The organism is Haloarcula vallismortis ATCC 29715, from assembly GCF_000337775.1.
GTDB classification, from domain to species: domain Archaea; phylum Halobacteriota; class Halobacteria; order Halobacteriales; family Haloarculaceae; genus Haloarcula; species Haloarcula vallismortis.
The window spans coordinates 128,888-145,233 of record NZ_AOLQ01000021.1 but is presented as its reverse complement, the minus strand read 5'-3'; the positions used below and the strand labels follow the sequence as shown (position 1 = coordinate 145,233).

Genomic DNA, 16,346 nt, shown 5'->3' with positions numbered 1-16,346 from the left:
TGCGGCGATTCCGAGAACCGCGGCCTTCGGCCGCGGATGCCTGCCTCGCCTGTCGACCTCGCAAAGAATCGCTGCGGTTCTACATTTTCTGTCTTCAATCTGGGTGAGTGACGACGCTGGTTCGGTTCTCACAGCTGCGCATTCCGCACGCGGACGCCACGGTCAAACCGACACAGCACCTTGCGTCGGTATGGACCTGACACGGACCCAACGGCGGCTTCTATGGACCGGGACAGCATTGGCGGGCGTGCTCCATCTGCTCGTCCCGGGGCTGTTACTGTCGCTGGCGCGGCTGGGCTACCGCTGGGTACTGGCGGTTAAGTTCACGCCGACGGCAGAATCACGTCGCCGAGTCAGATTACTCGGCGTCGCGTTTTTCGCGGTCGCGGCGGTGCTGAAGCGAATACTCGACTGAAAGGAGAGTTACTGCACGGCAGACTCGACGTATTCGACGGCCTCAGCGGGCGTCTCGACGTGTTCGATGGCGTCGCCACCGGCCGCGCTGTCGAGTCGATGCGTTCCGAGCCCGGCGACCGGCCGGCTCATATCGAGCGCGTGGCCGAGTTCTGAGAGCGTGCCAGTGCCGCCGTCAAGGGCGATAGTGGCCGCGCCATTCATTACGACGAGGACGTTGCGGGCGTTTCCAAGCCCTGTCGCTATCGCCGTCTCGACATAGTCGTTCGCAGCGACCCGGCGCTCGCCGGGCAGAATCCCGATAGTGTGACCACCGGCCTCGGTCGCACCTCGACAGACTGCCTCCATCACGCCAGTGAGGCCGCCACAGACGACGTCGTGACCGTGCTCACCGAGTCGTCGTCCGACCTCGCGTGCCTGTTGATACTGTTCGTCGGTGACTGTCGAGCCGCCGATAACCGAGACGCGCATGGCTAGTCGTGCAACAGGAAACAGAAAAACGACACCGGATTACAGCTGGTCCAGCCAGTCCTGCGCTCGGGACTCGGTGGTCTCAGCGATGTCGGCCAGTTCGGCCACGTCATACTCAGCAAGGTCAGCAACAGTTTCGATGCCGGCGTCGTGCAACCGGTCGGCGTAGGTCGGGCCGATACCGGAGACGGTATCGACATCGGCAGGTTCGTCATCGGTAGCGTCGGCGTCGACATCGTCAGTCGCGTCGACGTCGATTTCGTCGGGCTCTGACTGGGCGAGGTCGTCATCCGATTCACTCGTCGGTGACTCGACCTCAATATCGACTTCCTCGCTCCCCGTGCTGCGCTCGGAGTACCACTCGGCGACCTCGGGCCAGAGGTCGGCGTGAGTCGAGGACGACACGGAGAGGCCGATGTGGCCCGTCGAGAACTCGATGGTCCGCGTGTCGTCGCTGGCGATGACGTCGTTGAACGGCTTGGAGGCCTCCGGCGGGATGAGGTGGTCGTACTCGCCCATGAGCTGGAGGACGGGCATATCGATGTTGTCCAGGTCGACGTGCTTGCCGTCGAGTTCCAGTTCGTTCTTGTAGAGTTTGTTGTCCTGATACACGTCTTCGAGGAACTGGACGTATGCCTCGCCGGCGACGTCGATACCGTCGCCGAGCCACTGCTCCATGCGGCCGAAGTTCTCGACGAAGCCCTCGTTTTCCATGTTCTCCGCGAACCGGATGTACTTGGTGACGTAGTTCTCAACGGGGTCCATCAGCGCGAAGCCGATGTCGAGCATGTCCGCGGGGACGTTGCCGAACGTGTCGACGACGTCACGCGGGGAGTAGTACTCGTCGGAGCCCCACTCTTCGAGGACGCCGCCCGTGTGGTCGAAACACAGCCCGGCGGCCATCAGTCCGAGGGTGTTGACTTTCTCCTTGTGGAGAGCGGTGTACATCACCGACATCGTGCCACCCATGCAGTAGCCGAGGATGTTGATAGCGTCCTGGCCGGAGCGCTCGCGGACTACGTCGACGCAGTTGTCCATGTAGCGGTTGACGTAGTCATCGAGGGTGAGGTGCTGGTCGAGCCGCGAGGGCTCGTTCCAGTCGATGAGGTACACGTCGTGACCCGCCTCCAGCAGGCGTCGGACGACCGAGCGCTCTTCCTGCAGGTCAAGGATGTACGGCCGGTTGATGAGGGCGTAGACGATGAGAATCGGCACGGCTTCCTTGTCCTCTTCGGCGACCTCGATACCAGCGGCCTCGGCGTCGTAGTGGAGGAGTTCGAGCTTGTTCTCCTCATAAACGACGTTGCTTGGCGTCTGGCCGACTTCGACGGACTCCATCAGCTCCAGCCGCTCGCCGGCGACCTGGCTGGTCTCGGCGGCGTCGGTCATGTTCTCCAGTGTCTTGCGCTGCCAGTTGAGCGCGGCTTCGAACGGATTGAACGGGTTGCTTGACATGATTACTCTTCGAGGTGTTCGAGGACGCGATCGAGCTTCTGTTCGACCGCGTGCTGGCGGCGCTCCAGTTCGATGAGCCGCTCAGCGATTTCGTCGACGTCGTTGCGCGTTGGGAAGCCGAGCTGTTCCAGCGTGTCCTGACTCAGGTCGTCCGCTTCCTGTTGCATCTCCATCATCGACTCGACGAGCTGGCCGTTGGCGGCCGCAAACGCTGAGGTACCCATGACGTGCTTGAACGCTTCGTTGGCGGACTGCAGCCAGATGTCACGGAACTCGGCGGGGTCGACGTCCTCGCCCTGTGCGGCGTCAGTCGAGCGTTCGACCATCTGCTCGGCGGCGTCGATCCACTCCTCGTAGGCGCGGTTATAGCCGTCCATCCCGTCGGCAAGGTCCTCTTGCTCCGGGATCGTATCCTCGACGGCGTCGGCCCACGACTCCACGAAGGCCGCCTGGGCCTTCATGTTCTGCTCCATCGAGTCAGCGACCGCGTTGTTCATCTCCTCAACCATCTCCGTCCATTCCTCCTGAATGTCGTTTGTGTTACTCATAATAGTACCTCGGCAGCGGGCGCACAAAAAAACCGACTGTCGTGTCTACGCTTCGACGTCGACAGCGTCGGCGGCTTCAGCCTGCACTTCCTCGACCTGCTCCTGAATCTCCTCGACCTGTTCTTGGACTTCTTCGAGTTGCTCGCCGAACTGCTCGGCGGCCTCGACAGACTGCGATTCGAGTTCCTCGTGGGCCTCAACGAGCATGTCGATCTGGTCGTTGACGGCTGTGACGTACTCGTCAGTCATCTCGTCGTAGGTGTCGACGCCTTCTTCGAGCTCCGTTTCCATGTTATCGAACATTTCGGCGTGGTTCTCGAGCAGGAAGTCGAACTGCTCGTCGACGGTTTCGCGGACCTGCTCGACAGTTTCGGTCATGCCGGGCATCGTCGACGCCATCGCGTCGAGGTAGCTGTGGAACGCGGTCTGCTGGAGCTCGACACCGCGGCGCTGTGCCGACTCCTGTGTGTCGAGGCTGTCGATAACCGCGTTGTTGACGTTCTGCTGGAAGGAAACGCTCTGTTCGAGGGCCTTCTGGCTCTGCTCTATCGTCGCACGCTGCATCTCGAACGCTGTCGTGACGGGGGTTGTGTAGTCTACCATTGTTGAATTACTCGCTGTTGTTGTTAGTGACCGGGAGGACGACGGCTTGAACGATATCGCCTTCGTCGATGCCAAGCGCCTCTCGCTCCGCATCGGGGATGCTGATTCGACCCCCGCTTTGCACGCGGGTCTTGAACGTCGCCATCTGGCTCATAGCACCGAGCTGATTCATATCGAAGCCCGGCATGCCGCCGTTGGCAAACATCTGTTTCATCAGCTGCTGTTGCTGTTCTATCGCGTTCTCGCTCGCCTGTTGCATCCCCTTGAACATCGGAGGCCACAGCAGGCCATCATCCTCGTCGGCCATCGGTCAACTACATGTACTCTCCTCAACAATATAAAACTTCCGCTGAAAACCATTGATTACCACTGAATGGCAGAGAATGGTATTAGCGGTTAAGCAGCGGCGAGGGGCGTGCTTCGGCCTGTAGCACCGATAGCTCCAGAGCCGAATACCCGTCTGACGCCCGTTAGACGGTGTTTACCGACAGCTGAGGCGAAACCAACACCAAGGTTTAAGACTCCGACCAATAAACTATCAGAACAGATGAGTTCTGAATCGCCACGGAACCCGCTGTTAGACACATGGACTGAAACATCGTCACATATGTTCAACAGCGTCGTCGCAGCTAACCGGGCAGCGTTCGCCGCGTTCGGCGTCCAGCAGGAAGACGAAGACGGCGTAACGCCCGCAGACCGTATCGAACCGGACGAAGATCTCCCAGAATGGCACGTCTCGATCTCTGAAGACCACCCGGGCCGCCTCGGCGTCGGAGACCACGTCGATTTCACGAAGACGATCTCGGAAAACGACGTGCAACAGTTCGCCGCTGCAAGTGGCGACACGAACCCGCTTCACCTGGACGACGAATTTGCGGAGCAGACACGCTTCCGCGGCCGTATCGCACACGGGACGCTCGTCGGGAGCCTCATCAGCGCGGCGCTGGCACGGCTGCCGGGGCTGACTATCTATCTCTCGCAGGATCTGGAGTTCCACAACCCGGTCCGTATCGGTGACCGGCTCACTGCTGAATGTGAAATCGTCGAGGACCTTGGTGACGAACAGTACCGGCTGACCACGCGCGTCCTCGCTGGCGACGAAGTCGTCATCGACGGCGAAGCGGTCGTCCTCATCGACGACCTGCCTGAATAACTCAGCAGAACGCTCGAACGGTCCGGTTGAAGCGGTCAGGGTATTCTCGCGGCGGACAGTGCCCGCAGTTCTCGAAGATTTTCAGCGTGCTATCAGTGACCGTCCCAGCCGCCTGCTCAGACCACCGACGGGGAAGCAGTGGATCAGCGGCCCCGTGAATCAACATCGTCGGCACGTCTAGCTCGGCTAGCCGGTCTGAGTAGTCTGTCCGGAAGCCACACCACCGGAACTCGCTACGCTGCCAGCGCCGCATCGCCCGAACTGTCTGTCGGTCGACAGCGCTATCCACGTCCTCGACCAGTTGCTGTGCTGGTTCGCCGGGACTCATACTTCGGAGACTGTTTCGGATCGCCGACTGGGACGAACCGACGCCCTGCCAGAGCATATTCCCAAGAATCGGCGTCTGCAAGACACTACTTGCCGCTGTGCGCCAGTAGGCGTCGGCCCCCAGTCCGTAGCTGTCGACCAGCACCAGCCGCTCGACGGGGCCGCCATCGAGCGCGTGACCGAGTGCGATTGCGCCGCCCATCGAAAGGCCAGCCAGCGCAGGTTCCTCGATATCGAGCGCATCGATGAACTCGGACAGGGTCTCGAGATAGTACTCAGTCGTGTACGCCCGGTCGGGCTTGTCGCTGTCGCCGTGACCCGGGAGATCGAGCGCATACACCGTTCGCTCTGGCGCGAGTGCGGGCAGTGCGTGTCGCCACGAAACGGTCGCGGCGTCCAGCCCGATACCGTGGAGAAACACCATCGGCGGTCCCTCGCCGCCGGTCCGGTAGTGAATATCGACATCCTCGCCGTCGACGGACAGCTCGGCGCGTTCAGACGAAATCCCTGTAGTCATCGGCGTTCGTTCGGGACCGAGCGCGTATGAGCCTTTGTATCCACCCAGTTATGACGGGAGCAGTATCCGAGAGCTGTCACTCGGTTCGCTCGTAGGCACCGTCTCGCCGGAGTCGAGCCTGTTCGCGGACAATAGCAGGCGTTCGGCAGCGGCCCGGTTCGCCAGTGACCTGCGGAACGGTACAGTTGTTACAGCTCTCACACAGCGCGTCCGCACCGTCGAGCAGGCGCGCACCGAGTCGCGGCTCCGCGTAGAACGGGCGGGCCATCCCGACTGCGTCGGCGGCGGGGTCGTCTCCGGTCGCACCGAGGTATCGGTCACAGTCGTCGCGCGTCCGGAGGCCGCCCTCCAGCAGGACCGGGACGTCCACGCGCTCGTGGATCGCCCGACAGAAGTCGGCGTTCCAGCCCGGGTCGCGACCGAAGCGTCGAGCCTGTAGTTGGTTGAGCAGTCGGACAGCGCGCGCTCGGAATCGCCCGTCGAACACCGCCGCGTAGTCGTCCTGCAGGTCACTGGCGTCCCAGGCTCGATCCGGGAACGCGCCGCGGACGATACTCATGTCCCAGAACGGCGACACCTCGACCGGGACGAGGCCGTCGTAGCCGATAGCCGCCGCTCGCTCGGCGATTTCGATACCGTCCGTCCAAGATAAGTGCCTTCGAACGAAACTGGGCGCAGCGGTCTCTGTCGGGACTTTCGTGACCAGCGGTACGTCGCCGGCGTGGTCCCGAACAGCGTCGTGAACCGCTTCGAGGAACCGAACGCCGTCACCGAACTCGTCGTCCCGGCGGTTGTAGAACGGCGAGAGGAACTGCTGGATCAGGCTCATGTTCGCCGCCGAGAGGTGGATGCCGTCGTAGCCCGCGTCGACGGCGTAGCCGGCACACTGCCCGAACTGCTCTGCCAGGTCCCACACCTCGCTCGTCGAGAGCACGTCCGGCTGCAGCGAAATCAGACCGGCGCGGTCAAGCGCCCAGAGCTGCCACGGCGGGCGGCTGACGGCCAGCTGGCGCTGGTCCGGGTGCTGTTGGCGGTATTCGGTGTGCCACGTCGCCATGCTCCGGAGGCCGCCGTGAGCCAGTTGCAGGAAGATGCGACCGCCGTGGTCGTGAACCGCACCGGTGAGCCGTTCGAGTCGCTTGACGAAGGCCGGGTCGTGGACCCGCGTCATGTTCGGCGCGGCACAGCCGCCGCGGTCGGTGACGATGCTCGCCCCCTGAAAGAGGAGGCCGACACCGGAGGCCGCCGTCGGTTCGAGTTCGTCGATGAGCGTGTCGACCGCCCTCTCACCGTTGCCGGCACACTCCAGTACCGGTGCGCGGTACAGCCGGTTCGGGACCTCGACGCCGCCGATCTGCAGCGGCGTCTCCAGGTCGGTCACGACTGCTCGCGCTCGTCGAACGTCGCCTCAGTGCGAGTGCGCTTCTGTGCTGTCACCTGCCGGATGGCCGCCCGGACCTCCGTCGGCGAGTCGAACTCGCCCTCGGTGCTGCCCGCGAGTCCGGCCGAGAGGTCCCCGGCGGGCGGGTCGGCGCTGCCGTACTCGCTCGCCAGTTCCTCCACGCGGACCGGGTACGCGGCCCCGCCGGTGGTGCGGTCGACCGTCGCCTCGACCCGGCGGGCGCGCTCGCTGGCCCGCTGCCGTGCCGTCCGCTGTGGGTCCATGTGCAATAGTAACACAGAAATCCCCAAAATTCTATCGCTACTTCTCGACCGGCAGCAGCGCGACGCGCTCCCGGACGGCGTCAGGAAGCCCGCCGGCCGTCGCGCCGAGTTCGGTGTCAGACACATCAAAAAACGCCCGGACGCGGTCTTCGTCGTATGCGCCCAGCGTGGACATAGCCGTAAGCTGCTCACGAGCGTCGCTTGCGGCCGCTTCGATTCCGTCCCCGCCCTCATTTCCCACGTGAGAATTGTCAGTTTCGGGGTCCGTGACGACGGCGACCACGGGACAGTCCCCCTCGCTGACGCCCATCGTCAGCGCACGGTTGATCTGTCGGCGGCCGGCCGCGTACAGCAGTATTTCGACGCCGAAATCCTCGGCGATGGTGTCGCCCCGAGCGTGCGCCCGAGTTGCGAGTTCGACCGCCAGTTCGAGGTGGGCACGGTCCACGACGTAGCGGGCATCGAACGCCTGCACCGTGACGCCGTGGCGGTCGCCGATAGCGCCCAGCGTCTCCACGAACGCGCCCACGTCGTCAATGTCGGCAGTGCCTTCGACTACCCGCATCAGAAATCACCCAGACTGGACTGGTCGTCGTTCGCTGTCGATTCGGCGCTCGTGTTTACGTCTGAACCGTCATCGAGGTCGACGGAGACATCCGGTGCGGGCTCGACGCCCTCCATCGACGGGTCGCGGTGGCCGGCGTTTTCGAGGACGTTCTCGGCCGTCTTCCGGCGGCCCTGGAGCGCCGCCAGTACGACCGACTTATCCGCGTCTCGGAGTTCCGAACGGTCGGTGATACCGGCCTGAAACAGCCGCCGGGCGCGCTTGCGGCCGACGCCGCGGACGCCGGCCAGGTCGACCAGTTCCTCGCGGACGCCGTGTTCGACGCGGATGCGGGCCTCGCTGATGGCGCGTGCGGCGTCTAAGTCGACCTCGCTGGCCAGCGATTCGGCGGCTCCAAGTAGCCACTGAGCGGTCTCGACCTTTCCGCGGATGTCGCCCGGGCCGACGCCGTAGCGGTCCGTGATGGTCGCCTCGTCGACCTCCGTGGCCCAGTCCTCGAGCAGACGGGCGGTCTTCAGCGCCGAGAGCCAGTCCTCGAAGCGGCCCTCCTCGAACTCCGATGGCGTGGGGCCGAGCAGTTCCGCCTCCCGTTCGAACAGTTCCATCTCGTACTCCTCGCGGTCGCCCGAACGGAGATACAGCTGGTACATGTCCGGCGTGCGCGAGACGAGGTGGTACAGGCCCAGCGCGGAGATGTCGTCCGGGTCGGCGTCAGCGTCGTCGCTCCCGCCCTTGTCTTCGGCCAGTTCGTTCGCAGGAGTAAAGCCGCTGTCCGCCGGTGGTTCCGCGGGCGCGTCGGTCGGCGAGCCGCTCGCCGACGTGCTGTCACTTGCGCCCCGCTCCCAGTCCCGGAGCCCGTCGACGATTTCGGCGGCGCTCATCGGGTCAAGGTAGAGCCGCGAGACGGTGTGGCCCAGTGAGGTTGCGTCTAGCTCCCCGGCCTCGATTTCGAGGAAGTCGTTGCGCTGGAGATACGTGAGCACGTCGTCGACCACCCGTTCGAGCTGGCCGCTGTCGTCGGTCTGGCTGGCGTACAGCGTCTGTTCGAGGAACTCCAGTAGTCCTTCCCGCGAGCGAGCGAAGCCGGACGCGACGGTCGCGAGGATATGGGTCCGCAGCGCCGGCTCGGCAGCGAGTTTCGACCGGACCGGTTCCGGGTCGGCCCAGACGTAGCGCTCGAACAGTTCATCGACCTCGTCGTGGCTGGACGCGATGAGGACCGCCTCGCCGTATGGGTCGCGTCCCGGACGGCCGGCTCGGCCCATCATCTGATGCACTTCCAGCACCGACAGCGGTGCCATGCCGCCCGCCGTGCCGTCGTAGCGCCGCCAGTCGCGGACGACGACGCGCCGGGAGGGCGTGTTGACGCCGGCCGCGAGCGTCGGCGTCGCACAGACGACCTTCACCAGCCGGTCCCGGAAGGCGTCCTCGACGAGTTCCCGGTGGCCTCGCGAGAGGCCGGCGTGGTGGAACGCCGCCCCGCCCGCGACGGCGTCCGCGAGGTCGTCGCTCGTCTCGGTATCGCTCACGTCGCGGATCTCCTCGGCGATGTTGGCCAGTTGGGCCCGCTCCTCATCGGTGAGGTGGGGCCGGACTGTGTTCGCCAGCCGGCCCGCCGCGGCCTCGGCGTTGCGCCGGGAGTTGACAAACACCAGCGTCGACCCGTCGTCTTCCAGCGTATCCCGGACGATGGCCGCCGTCTGTTTCTCGTTATTCTGCACCGAAAGGCGCTGCTGGCTCCCGTCTTCGAGATGCAGCGCCTGCCCGTAGTGAACCCCCTTCTGGAGGTCGATGGGCCGCCAGTCCGAGTCGACGAGGCCCGCGTCGAGCCACGTCGCCAGCGCTTCCGCGTTGCCGATTGTCGCCGACAGCGCAACAGTCTGTAAGTCGGGGTTGAGTCGCCGGAGCTTCGCCAGTGTCACCTCAAGCGTCGGCCCCCGCTCGCCGTCGTCGACGAGGTGGACCTCGTCGGTGACGACGCAGGTGAGGTCCTCGATCCAAGGGGCGTCGTTGCGCACGAGCGAGTCCACTTTCTCGCTCGTGGCGACGACGATGTCCTTGTCGGCGAGCCACCCGCCCTCGGATTCGTAGTTGCCCGTCGAGACGCCGATATCGAGGCCGTACTGCTCGAACTCCTCGAAGTCGGCCTGTTTCTCGCTGGCCAGCGCCCGCAGTGGGACGATGTACAGCGCCTTGCCACCGCGAGCGACCGAAGAGAGCATCGCTAGCTCGGCGATAAGCGTCTTCCCGCTCGCCGTCGGAATCGACGCGACCAGATTCTCTCCTTCGGTGACGCCGGCCTCGACGGCCTCGGCCTGTGGCGGATACAGTTCCTCGATGCCGTCGTCGCGCAGGTGGTCCGGGAGCCACTCGGGCACGCCCGGCAGGTCCGCAACGTCCATTACACCCCGCTTGGGTCCTGTCCCGATTTAAACTGTCGCACTGCAACCGCCTCGCCACGCGGGCCACGCGCCGAGGGGAACGCCTTTGCCCGCGAGCGGCTAACACGAGGTATGCGAGTCGAGTACGACTACGACACCTGTATCGGGATGTTCCAGTGTGTCGCGGAGTGGGACGCCTTCGAACGCGACGAGGACGCCGGCAAAGCGGTGCTGGCAGACAGCGAGGAAACTGATGAGGACGTGTTCGTCAGAGAGGTTCCCGACGACGCCGAACTGGACGCGAAGTTCGCCGCCCGGACCTGTCCGGTCGACGCCATCACGATCTACGACGACGACGGCGAACAGCTCATTCCCTGATTATCCCTTCGACAGTCGCTTCAAGCACGACGGTTCCAGCGGCGTCTCCGCCGGCCGTATTTGCGGTGGCTGTGTCAGCCTGAGTGGATTCATCGCCGCGATTGATACGCCGGACGACCACATCGCCGACAACAGCGACGCCGCCGTCGGCATCCGGGTCGGCACTCACGACCGTCAGTTCACAGACCAGCGTCTCGCCGGTGTACACCGGGCGCTGGAACTGCAGCTCCATCCGCGAGGCGAGTACTTCGAGGTCGCCGCCAATACTGGTCAGTAGTGACGCAGTGAGCAATCCTTGGACCATCTGCCGGCCATCGCCATCAGGCTCCGTATGGCGGGGCTGGTCGTCGCCGGAGAGGGCGGCGAACTGGTCGACGTCGTCGGGCTGGAACGTCCGGGTTTCGGTGAATGTCTCGTCGACTGCAACGTCTGGCATCACTACGTCGCTCGGCGCTCGGTGACAAAAACGTACTGCCGGTTCAGGGAGCCGACTGGCGGCTGGAACCGCTCACACAGGCCTGCGCAGTGTCGAAGCCACGCCGGCCGCCACCGCGCTGACAACGATGACGAGCACGCTCGCCGCATTCAGAAAGGCCGTGGCACCGATTCTGACCTTGCCGAATATTTCCAGCGGGACCGTCGTCACACTCGACCCGGCGAGGAAGAAGGTGATGAGGAACTCGTTGAACGAGAGCGCGAAGGCGAACAACACACTCGCGGTCAGTGCCGGCCACAGCAGCGGGATCGTAATCGTCCTGAACACAGTTCGGTCATCGGCACCGAGGTCGTGGGCTGCAGCCGAGAGGCGGTCGTCTAGCTCCGCGTATCGGGCTGCGATGAGGAACGTGGTGAACGGGAGCACCCAGAACAGGTGGCCGAGAATGACCGGGAGGTACCCATAGCCGAGGCCGACGAGCGCGCTGGCACGCCCGATACCGAAGGCGACGACGACTGTCGGAACGAACAACGGCAGGGCGATAATCACGGCGATGCTTCGACGGGCAATCTGAGAGAGGTGACTCCGAACAATCACATATGCGCCGGCCAGCCCCAGCGCAGTACCGCAAATGGCTGTAACGACGCCGATGCCGAGACTCGTCAGTAGCGCCCGGATAAACCGGGTGTCAGTCAGGACCGCGGTGTACCACCGCAGCGAGAACCCGTCGATGGGAATCGTCGGCTGGCCGGCGGGAGAGAGCGACAGATAGGCGATGATAAGAACTGGCGTGTACAGGAACACGAGCGCCAGCGCGACAACGATGCCCGGGAGCCGCCCAGCCCCGCGTTCGGCCAGCCGTGTGACGCGGCTCACCATTGTCGTAACTCCCGTCTGACTCGCGGCGAGAGCGCCCCGAGTCCGAGCGTTCCAAGCACCAGCAGCAGGAACACGAACGACAGCGCCGCCGCGAATCCGTAGTTCGTGTACTGCCGGAACGCCTGAACAACGAGCCGTGCGATCATGACGTTCCCGGGACTGCCGAGTATTTCAGGGGTCGCGAACGCTCCAGCGATGCGTGCATAGACGATGAGTGTCGCCGCCACCGCGCCGGGAAGTGTTCGCGGGAGCACGATGTCGAAAAATACCCGGATATCACTCGCACCGAGGTCCCGTGCGGCCTCGATGAGCTGGTAATCGAGGCGCTCCATCGAGACGTACATCGTCAACACGACGTAGGGGAGGTAGATGTACACGAACCCGATGGTCATCGAGATGTTGTTGTACAGGAGGTCAAGCGATGAATCGAGGAGACCAGTCCCGACGAGGATGCGGTTCACCACGCCACCCCGAGCCAGAATCCACACCCAGGCGTAGTTGAGCACCACGTAATTGAGCCACAGCGGCAACGTCACCGAGACCAGTGCGACGAGCCGATACCGGTCCGGACACCGGTGGGCGATCCAGTACGTAATCGGATACGCGACGGCGAGACAGACGGCAGTGACGCCGACACCGACGCCGATAGAGTACAGCAGTGCGCCGCGGTAGAGGGGCGACAGCACCGCTGCGTAGTTCTCGCTACCGAGGCCGGGGCCGATGCTCTCGACGAACAGCGTCAGGAGCGGAAACACGCCAAGCGCCAGTGCTAACAAGAGTGGGCTGCCGGCGACAAGCCAGTCCCGGAGCCGACCGGGCGCGTTAGCGACGCTCATCCCTGACGAGGACAGCCCGGCTGACGCCCAGTTCGACGGTCTCACCGACGCGGAACGGGAGGGCTGTGCCGCCGTCAGCGGAGGTCGCGTTGTCCGGCGCGGCCACTGTGTTGCGTTCGCGTCGGACGACCAGTTCCGCGCCGCCGCAGTCGACGGTCGCTTCTTCGTAGAAACCCTTGTACGCGACATCGGTGACGGTCCCGCTCAGGTCGCCGCCGCCGAGTGTCACTGCTTCCGGCCGGACTGCGACTGTCACCGCGTCCCCTACGGCGTCGCTCGCTGCCCCTGCGTCGGCCCGGAGCGGGCCGGCACCGGTCTGGACCACGACATCGGGTCCCTCGCGCCTGATAACGTCGCCGTCCAACAGCGTCGCATCGCCGAGAAACGACGCGACGAACCGCGTCTCTGGGTTCGTGTACAGCTGGCGAGGCGGGCCGACGTTGACGATGCGTCCGTCCCGCATCACGGCGATTCTGTCGGACATGCTCATTGCGCTCTCTTGGTCGTGTGTGACGTACAGGAAGGTCGTGTCGCTGTCGCGCTGTATCCGGCGGAACTCCGCCTGCATCTCTTCCCGGAGCGCCCGGTCGAGCGACGCGAGCGGTTCGTCAAGCAGCAGGATAGTCGGGTCGTTGACCAGTGCGCGAGCGAGCGCGACCCGCTGTCGCTGCCCGCCCGAGAGGTCGGCCGGGTCGCGGTCGCCGAACCCGTTCAGGTTGACCAGCGCGAGGGCGTCCGCAACTCGTTGCCCGCGTTCGGGCTCTGTGACGCCGCTCCGGGCCAGCCCGTAGCCGACGTTCTCCGCGACGGTCATGTGGGGGAACAGCACGAGGTCCTGAAACACCATGTTCGTCTCTCGCTCGCGGGCGGGCCGGTCTGTCACGTCCGTCCCGTTGAGCAGCACCCGCCCTGCATCCGGCGTGATGAGGCCGGCGAGCATCCGGAGCGTCGTCGTCTTGCCGCAGCCGGACGGCCCGATAAGCGAGAAGAACTCTCCCTGCTCGACGGTCAGCGAGATATCGTCGACAGCAGTCGCTCCGTCGAAGGTCTTCTGGAGACCGTCGACAGCGAGCGCATTCACTACAGATCAGCCTCCGTCTTTGCGCGGTTCCACGTCTCGGTGTACTGTTCGATGAGCGACTGTGGCTTCGGTTCCTCGTAGATGAACTGGTTCGGGTCGTCGAGTCCGTATGCCGCTTTCTCGACATCGTGCTCGGAGAAGACCTGGTCGTTCGGGACGGCAATGTTGCTCGGTTTCATCAACGACTTGTACCCCATCTGCGTGTGCCACTCCTGAATGAAGGTGTGTGCCAGTTCGGGGTTCTCCGCGCCGTCCCGGATACAGTGCTGGATGAACCACGCTTTCGTCCCCTCAGAGGGGTAGACCCGTTCGACGGGGATGCCATCGGACTGCATCGACTGGATGACGTAGTTCCAGACCGGCTGGACGCCGACCTCCTCACTGCGGAGCAGTTGCTCCGACTCGCCGCCGTTGTTCCAGAGGCCGGCAGTCAGCTCCAGCCGGTCGATAAGGTCAGCACGGAGCGAGTCGAAGTCGACGTCGTCGGCACTTGTCGGATTGAGTGGCTCGCCTTTCGCGGCGTTTCGGTAGAGGACCTGTAGCCGCGCGTCGTCGCGACCGCCAACGACGTCAGCGAGCGGTTCGGTCCAGAGGTCAGCCAGCGCGGTGACGTCCTGTTCGACGATGTCAGTATTGACGGCGAGCGGCGTCTGGCCGAAGCTCCGGGGAATTCCGTACACCTCGCCGTCCTGTTCGAAGTAATCCGCTTTCAGGAAGTCAAACACGTCGTCGTAGGCCGGCACCTGATCAAGGTCGAGCGGCTGGAGGTACCCCTCTTCCATCGCCGGCGTCACCGCGTAGTTGCCAAGCGGGACCAGATCGTAATCGGCCCGACCGGCCCGCAACTGCGCGAGGGTTTCGGCCGACCCCTGTGCGGCCTGTCGCTCCACGGTCACCCCATGGCGCTCCTCGAAGGCTTCGATGACGCCGTTGCTGTAGACGTACCCCCAGTCAATCATCGTTAACGTCTGGTCCCCAAGTCCGAGGCCTGTACACCCGGTCAGCCCAGCGGTGGCAGCAGCCCCGACACCGGTCAAAAACGACCGTCTGGAGGGAAGTCTGTCCATAGCAACAGAAAGGGGTTTGCGTAGATAAACGCTGTGTGCAACTCTACAGGGACACGGAGTCGTAAGCTACGTTTGCCTGCCCGCCGTGGCACAACTGTGCTCGGCGACGCCCTCCGCCGGCTGGTACGCACCGTCCCGATGGCACTCTCCAGATTGGATGCCGTCGACCGGGACCGGGCCATCGAGGCGACGGACCTGGCCGCGCCGGTGATGGTCACGGGCGGCCTACGAATCCTGTTGCGGCTCGCGGACTTTCTGATGGTCGGCCTGGCGCTGGGCGACGCCGCGCTGGCAGGTCTCGAACTGGGGTTTCAGTACTACTTCGTGGGCTTCGGGCTGGCGCTTGCAGTCTCCTCCGGCACGATCAGCGTCGTCTCCCGCTTGCAGGGGAGCGGCCAGCCGGACCGAGCGAATCTGGCTGTGAAGCAGTCGCTATGGCTGGCAGTCGTGCTATCGTTGCCACTGACTGCTATCGCGTGGGTGTACCCGACGGCGCTGCTCGGTATTCTCTCCGATGACCCGGCCGCAATCCAGTACGGCGCGACGTATCTCGCCATCGTGATGCTGTCGATGGTGCCGCGGTTCTGGAGTATGGTCGCCGCACGCGCCCTCGCCGGGAGCGCCGACACGCGGACGCCGATGTATGTCCGGTTGCTGACAGTCCCGACCAACGTCGGGCTCAACGGCGTGTTGATATTCGGCCTCGGCCCGGTCCCGCCGCTGGGAATCGCGGGGGCTGCGTGGGGGACTGTCGCAGCGAACACGCTCGCTGCAGTCATCTTCTTCACACTGTTGGCCTCTGGCCGGTACGCGACGACGCTCCCGCTCGGCGGCAAACAGTTCGACCTCGGACTGCTCACCGAACTTGTCCGTGTTGCGCTCCCGCTGTCGGGAATGCGCCTGCTCCAGACGTTCGGCCGGTTCCCGTTTCTGTTCATTCTCGGCGTGCTCGGCACCCCAACACTCGCGGCATACGCCATCGGCCGCCGGGTCATGCTGCTCGCGCTGATGCCGGCATGGGGCTATGCGACCGCTGCGTCGACACTGGTTGGGCAGTCGCTGGGCGCGGATGACCCGGAAGAAGCGACGGCGTACGGCTGGCAGTCGCTCGGGGTCGCACTCGCGGTCCAGCTCACTGTGGCACTCCTTCTCGTGGTGTTCGCCCGGCCAATCGTCGCGCTGTTCGGGACTGCCTATCCGGATCTGGCGGCGACGTTTGTCCGCGTCTTCGGACTGCTCGTCGCTGGCTTCTCCGTGTCACGGACGATGCGCGGAAGCCTTCGTGGTGCTGGTGACACCCGGTGGCCGCTGTACGGGACAGTGCTCGCCAGCTACTGCTACCGCCTCCCGGTCGCCGCACTGGCGTTGCCGACGGAGTTCATCATCCCGATTCCGGTCGTTGGCGTCTCGGTTTCCCCGGGGCTGGGACTCGGCCTTCCGGCCATCTTCGCTGCGCTAATCGGGGATTTCTACTTAAAAGCCGCTGTCAATGTAGGTCGATTCCGCTCCGGAAAGTGGCGTGCCGTCGCCCACCGTGCGGGTGTCGGCAGTGCTGAGAAGTAATCGAGAA

At 64.4% G+C, this 16,346-nt stretch carries 19 protein-coding genes; 4 read left to right on the top strand and 15 right to left on the bottom strand.

The features are described 5' to 3' along the window. Positions 1–190: 190 nt before the first annotated feature. On the top strand, positions 191–415 hold the full coding sequence (locus tag C437_RS06230) for a hypothetical protein (RefSeq protein ID WP_004516060.1): 225 nt from the start codon (positions 191–193) through the stop codon (positions 413–415). A gap of 8 nt (positions 416–423) precedes the next feature. On the opposite strand, the gene C437_RS06225 is transcribed toward C437_RS06230, so the two are convergent. Genes C437_RS06225 through C437_RS06205 form a run of 5 tightly spaced genes read right to left on the bottom strand, consistent with a single transcriptional unit; the run spans position 424 to position 3,798 of the window. After that, positions 424–885: a TIGR00725 family protein gene (locus C437_RS06225; RefSeq protein ID WP_004516059.1), complete on the bottom strand. Its 462-nt coding sequence runs from the start codon at positions 883–885 to the stop codon at positions 424–426. A gap of 39 nt (positions 886–924) precedes the next feature. Continuing rightward, on the bottom strand, positions 925–2,340 hold the full coding sequence (phaC, locus tag C437_RS06220) for a poly(3-hydroxyalkanoate) polymerase subunit PhaC (RefSeq protein ID WP_004516058.1): 1,416 nt from the start codon (positions 2,338–2,340) through the stop codon (positions 925–927). A gap of 2 nt (positions 2,341–2,342) precedes the next feature. Then, on the bottom strand, positions 2,343–2,888 hold the full coding sequence (locus tag C437_RS06215) for a poly(R)-hydroxyalkanoic acid synthase subunit PhaE (protein WP_004516057.1): 546 nt from the start codon (positions 2,886–2,888) through the stop codon (positions 2,343–2,345). Positions 2,889–2,933: 45 nt separating this feature from the next. Further along, positions 2,934–3,491, bottom strand: a complete 558-nt coding sequence (locus C437_RS06210; RefSeq protein ID WP_004516056.1) for a hypothetical protein — start codon at positions 3,489–3,491, stop codon at positions 2,934–2,936. Positions 3,492–3,498: 7 nt separating this feature from the next. Further along, positions 3,499–3,798: an AbrB/MazE/SpoVT family DNA-binding domain-containing protein gene (locus C437_RS06205; protein WP_004516055.1), complete on the bottom strand. Its 300-nt coding sequence runs from the start codon at positions 3,796–3,798 to the stop codon at positions 3,499–3,501. A gap of 300 nt (positions 3,799–4,098) precedes the next feature. Here C437_RS06205 and C437_RS06200 point away from each other — a divergent pair, with 300 nt between their 5' ends. Beyond that, complete coding sequence (locus tag C437_RS06200; RefSeq protein ID WP_004516054.1) at positions 4,099–4,644, top strand: MaoC family dehydratase; 546 nt, start codon at positions 4,099–4,101, stop codon at positions 4,642–4,644. A gap of 1 nt (position 4,645) precedes the next feature. Here the strand turns inward: C437_RS06200 and C437_RS06195 are convergent, their stop codons facing one another. From C437_RS06195 to C437_RS06175, 5 genes are all read right to left on the bottom strand, one after another. After that, positions 4,646–5,488 (bottom strand): alpha/beta fold hydrolase, encoded by an 843-nt coding sequence (locus tag C437_RS06195; RefSeq protein WP_004516053.1) that lies wholly within the window; start codon positions 5,486–5,488, stop codon positions 4,646–4,648. A gap of 76 nt (positions 5,489–5,564) precedes the next feature. Continuing rightward, positions 5,565–6,869, bottom strand: a complete 1,305-nt coding sequence (locus C437_RS06190; RefSeq protein ID WP_004516052.1) for an oxidoreductase — start codon at positions 6,867–6,869, stop codon at positions 5,565–5,567. Continuing rightward, positions 6,866–7,153: a hypothetical protein gene (locus C437_RS06185; protein WP_004516051.1), complete on the bottom strand. Its 288-nt coding sequence runs from the start codon at positions 7,151–7,153 to the stop codon at positions 6,866–6,868. The genes C437_RS06190 and C437_RS06185 overlap by 4 nt, the downstream gene beginning before the upstream one ends. Before the next feature lie 37 nt (positions 7,154–7,190). After that, a complete protein-coding gene (gene cgi121 / locus C437_RS06180; protein ID WP_004516050.1) occupies positions 7,191–7,718 on the bottom strand; it encodes a KEOPS complex subunit Cgi121 in 528 nt (175 codons plus the stop codon). After that, positions 7,718–10,120: an ATP-dependent DNA helicase gene (locus C437_RS06175; protein WP_004516049.1), complete on the bottom strand. Its 2,403-nt coding sequence runs from the start codon at positions 10,118–10,120 to the stop codon at positions 7,718–7,720. Before C437_RS06175 ends, cgi121 begins: the two co-directional genes overlap by 1 nt. 111 nt (positions 10,121–10,231) lie before the next feature. Between C437_RS06175 and C437_RS06170 the strand changes: the two genes are divergently transcribed. Next, positions 10,232–10,477: a ferredoxin gene (locus C437_RS06170; RefSeq protein ID WP_004516048.1), complete on the top strand. Its 246-nt coding sequence runs from the start codon at positions 10,232–10,234 to the stop codon at positions 10,475–10,477. Here C437_RS06170 and C437_RS06165 read toward each other — a convergent pair. The 5 genes from C437_RS06165 to C437_RS06145 form a co-directional block, all read right to left on the bottom strand. Next, positions 10,467–10,913 (bottom strand): MaoC/PaaZ C-terminal domain-containing protein, encoded by a 447-nt coding sequence (locus C437_RS06165; protein WP_004516047.1) that lies wholly within the window; start codon positions 10,911–10,913, stop codon positions 10,467–10,469. The two genes, C437_RS06170 and C437_RS06165, sit on opposite strands and share 11 nt — an antisense overlap. A 72-nt stretch (positions 10,914–10,985) precedes the next feature. Next, entirely contained in the window at positions 10,986–11,792 is an 807-nt protein-coding gene (locus C437_RS06160) for an ABC transporter permease (protein WP_004516046.1), read from the bottom strand. Beyond that, positions 11,786–12,628, bottom strand: coding sequence for an ABC transporter permease (locus C437_RS06155; protein WP_004516045.1), 843 nt, complete (start codon positions 12,626–12,628; stop codon positions 11,786–11,788). Before C437_RS06155 ends, C437_RS06160 begins: the two co-directional genes overlap by 7 nt. Continuing rightward, positions 12,615–13,709 (bottom strand): ABC transporter ATP-binding protein, encoded by a 1,095-nt coding sequence (locus C437_RS06150; protein ID WP_004516044.1) that lies wholly within the window; start codon positions 13,707–13,709, stop codon positions 12,615–12,617. Before C437_RS06150 ends, C437_RS06155 begins: the two co-directional genes overlap by 14 nt. Next, positions 13,709–14,776 carry an ABC transporter substrate-binding protein gene (locus C437_RS06145; RefSeq protein WP_049919644.1) on the bottom strand — a complete coding sequence of 356 codons (1,068 nt, stop codon included), beginning with the start codon at positions 14,774–14,776 and terminating at the stop codon, positions 13,709–13,711. Before C437_RS06145 ends, C437_RS06150 begins: the two co-directional genes overlap by 1 nt. 138 nt (positions 14,777–14,914) lie before the next feature. Here C437_RS06145 and C437_RS06140 point away from each other — a divergent pair, with 138 nt between their 5' ends. Beyond that, positions 14,915–16,339: an MATE family efflux transporter gene (locus C437_RS06140; protein ID WP_004516042.1), complete on the top strand. Its 1,425-nt coding sequence runs from the start codon at positions 14,915–14,917 to the stop codon at positions 16,337–16,339. Positions 16,340–16,346: the final 7 nt, after the last annotated feature.

Bases quoted from the DNA above. Each gene is read 5' to 3' on its own strand.
- C437_RS06170 (WP_004516048.1), top strand. From the start codon at position 10,232: ATGCGAGTCGAGTACGACTACGACACCTGTATCGGGATGTTCCAGTGT.
- phaC (WP_004516058.1), bottom strand. From the start codon at position 2,340: ATGTCAAGCAACCCGTTCAATCCGTTCGAAGCCGCGCTCAACTGGCAG.
- C437_RS06185 (WP_004516051.1), bottom strand. From the start codon at position 7,153: ATGGACCCACAGCGGACGGCACGGCAGCGGGCCAGCGAGCGCGCCCGC.
- C437_RS06225 (WP_004516059.1), bottom strand. From the start codon at position 885: ATGCGCGTCTCGGTTATCGGCGGCTCGACAGTCACCGACGAACAGTAT.
- C437_RS06230 (WP_004516060.1), top strand. From the start codon at position 191: ATGGACCTGACACGGACCCAACGGCGGCTTCTATGGACCGGGACAGCA.
- C437_RS06165 (WP_004516047.1), bottom strand. From the start codon at position 10,913: ATGCCAGACGTTGCAGTCGACGAGACATTCACCGAAACCCGGACGTTC.
- C437_RS06195 (WP_004516053.1), bottom strand. From the start codon at position 5,488: ATGACTACAGGGATTTCGTCTGAACGCGCCGAGCTGTCCGTCGACGGC.
- C437_RS06145 (WP_049919644.1), bottom strand. From the start codon at position 14,776: ATGGACAGACTTCCCTCCAGACGGTCGTTTTTGACCGGTGTCGGGGCT.
- C437_RS06205 (WP_004516055.1), bottom strand. From the start codon at position 3,798: ATGGCCGACGAGGATGATGGCCTGCTGTGGCCTCCGATGTTCAAGGGG.
- C437_RS06140 (WP_004516042.1), top strand. From the start codon at position 14,915: ATGGCACTCTCCAGATTGGATGCCGTCGACCGGGACCGGGCCATCGAG.
- C437_RS06210 (WP_004516056.1), bottom strand. From the start codon at position 3,491: ATGGTAGACTACACAACCCCCGTCACGACAGCGTTCGAGATGCAGCGT.
- C437_RS06175 (WP_004516049.1), bottom strand. From the start codon at position 10,120: ATGGACGTTGCGGACCTGCCGGGCGTGCCCGAGTGGCTCCCGGACCAC.
- C437_RS06215 (WP_004516057.1), bottom strand. From the start codon at position 2,888: ATGAGTAACACAAACGACATTCAGGAGGAATGGACGGAGATGGTTGAG.
- C437_RS06160 (WP_004516046.1), bottom strand. From the start codon at position 11,792: ATGGTGAGCCGCGTCACACGGCTGGCCGAACGCGGGGCTGGGCGGCTC.
- cgi121 (WP_004516050.1), bottom strand. From the start codon at position 7,718: ATGCGGGTAGTCGAAGGCACTGCCGACATTGACGACGTGGGCGCGTTC.
- C437_RS06155 (WP_004516045.1), bottom strand. From the start codon at position 12,628: ATGAGCGTCGCTAACGCGCCCGGTCGGCTCCGGGACTGGCTTGTCGCC.
- C437_RS06200 (WP_004516054.1), top strand. From the start codon at position 4,099: ATGTTCAACAGCGTCGTCGCAGCTAACCGGGCAGCGTTCGCCGCGTTC.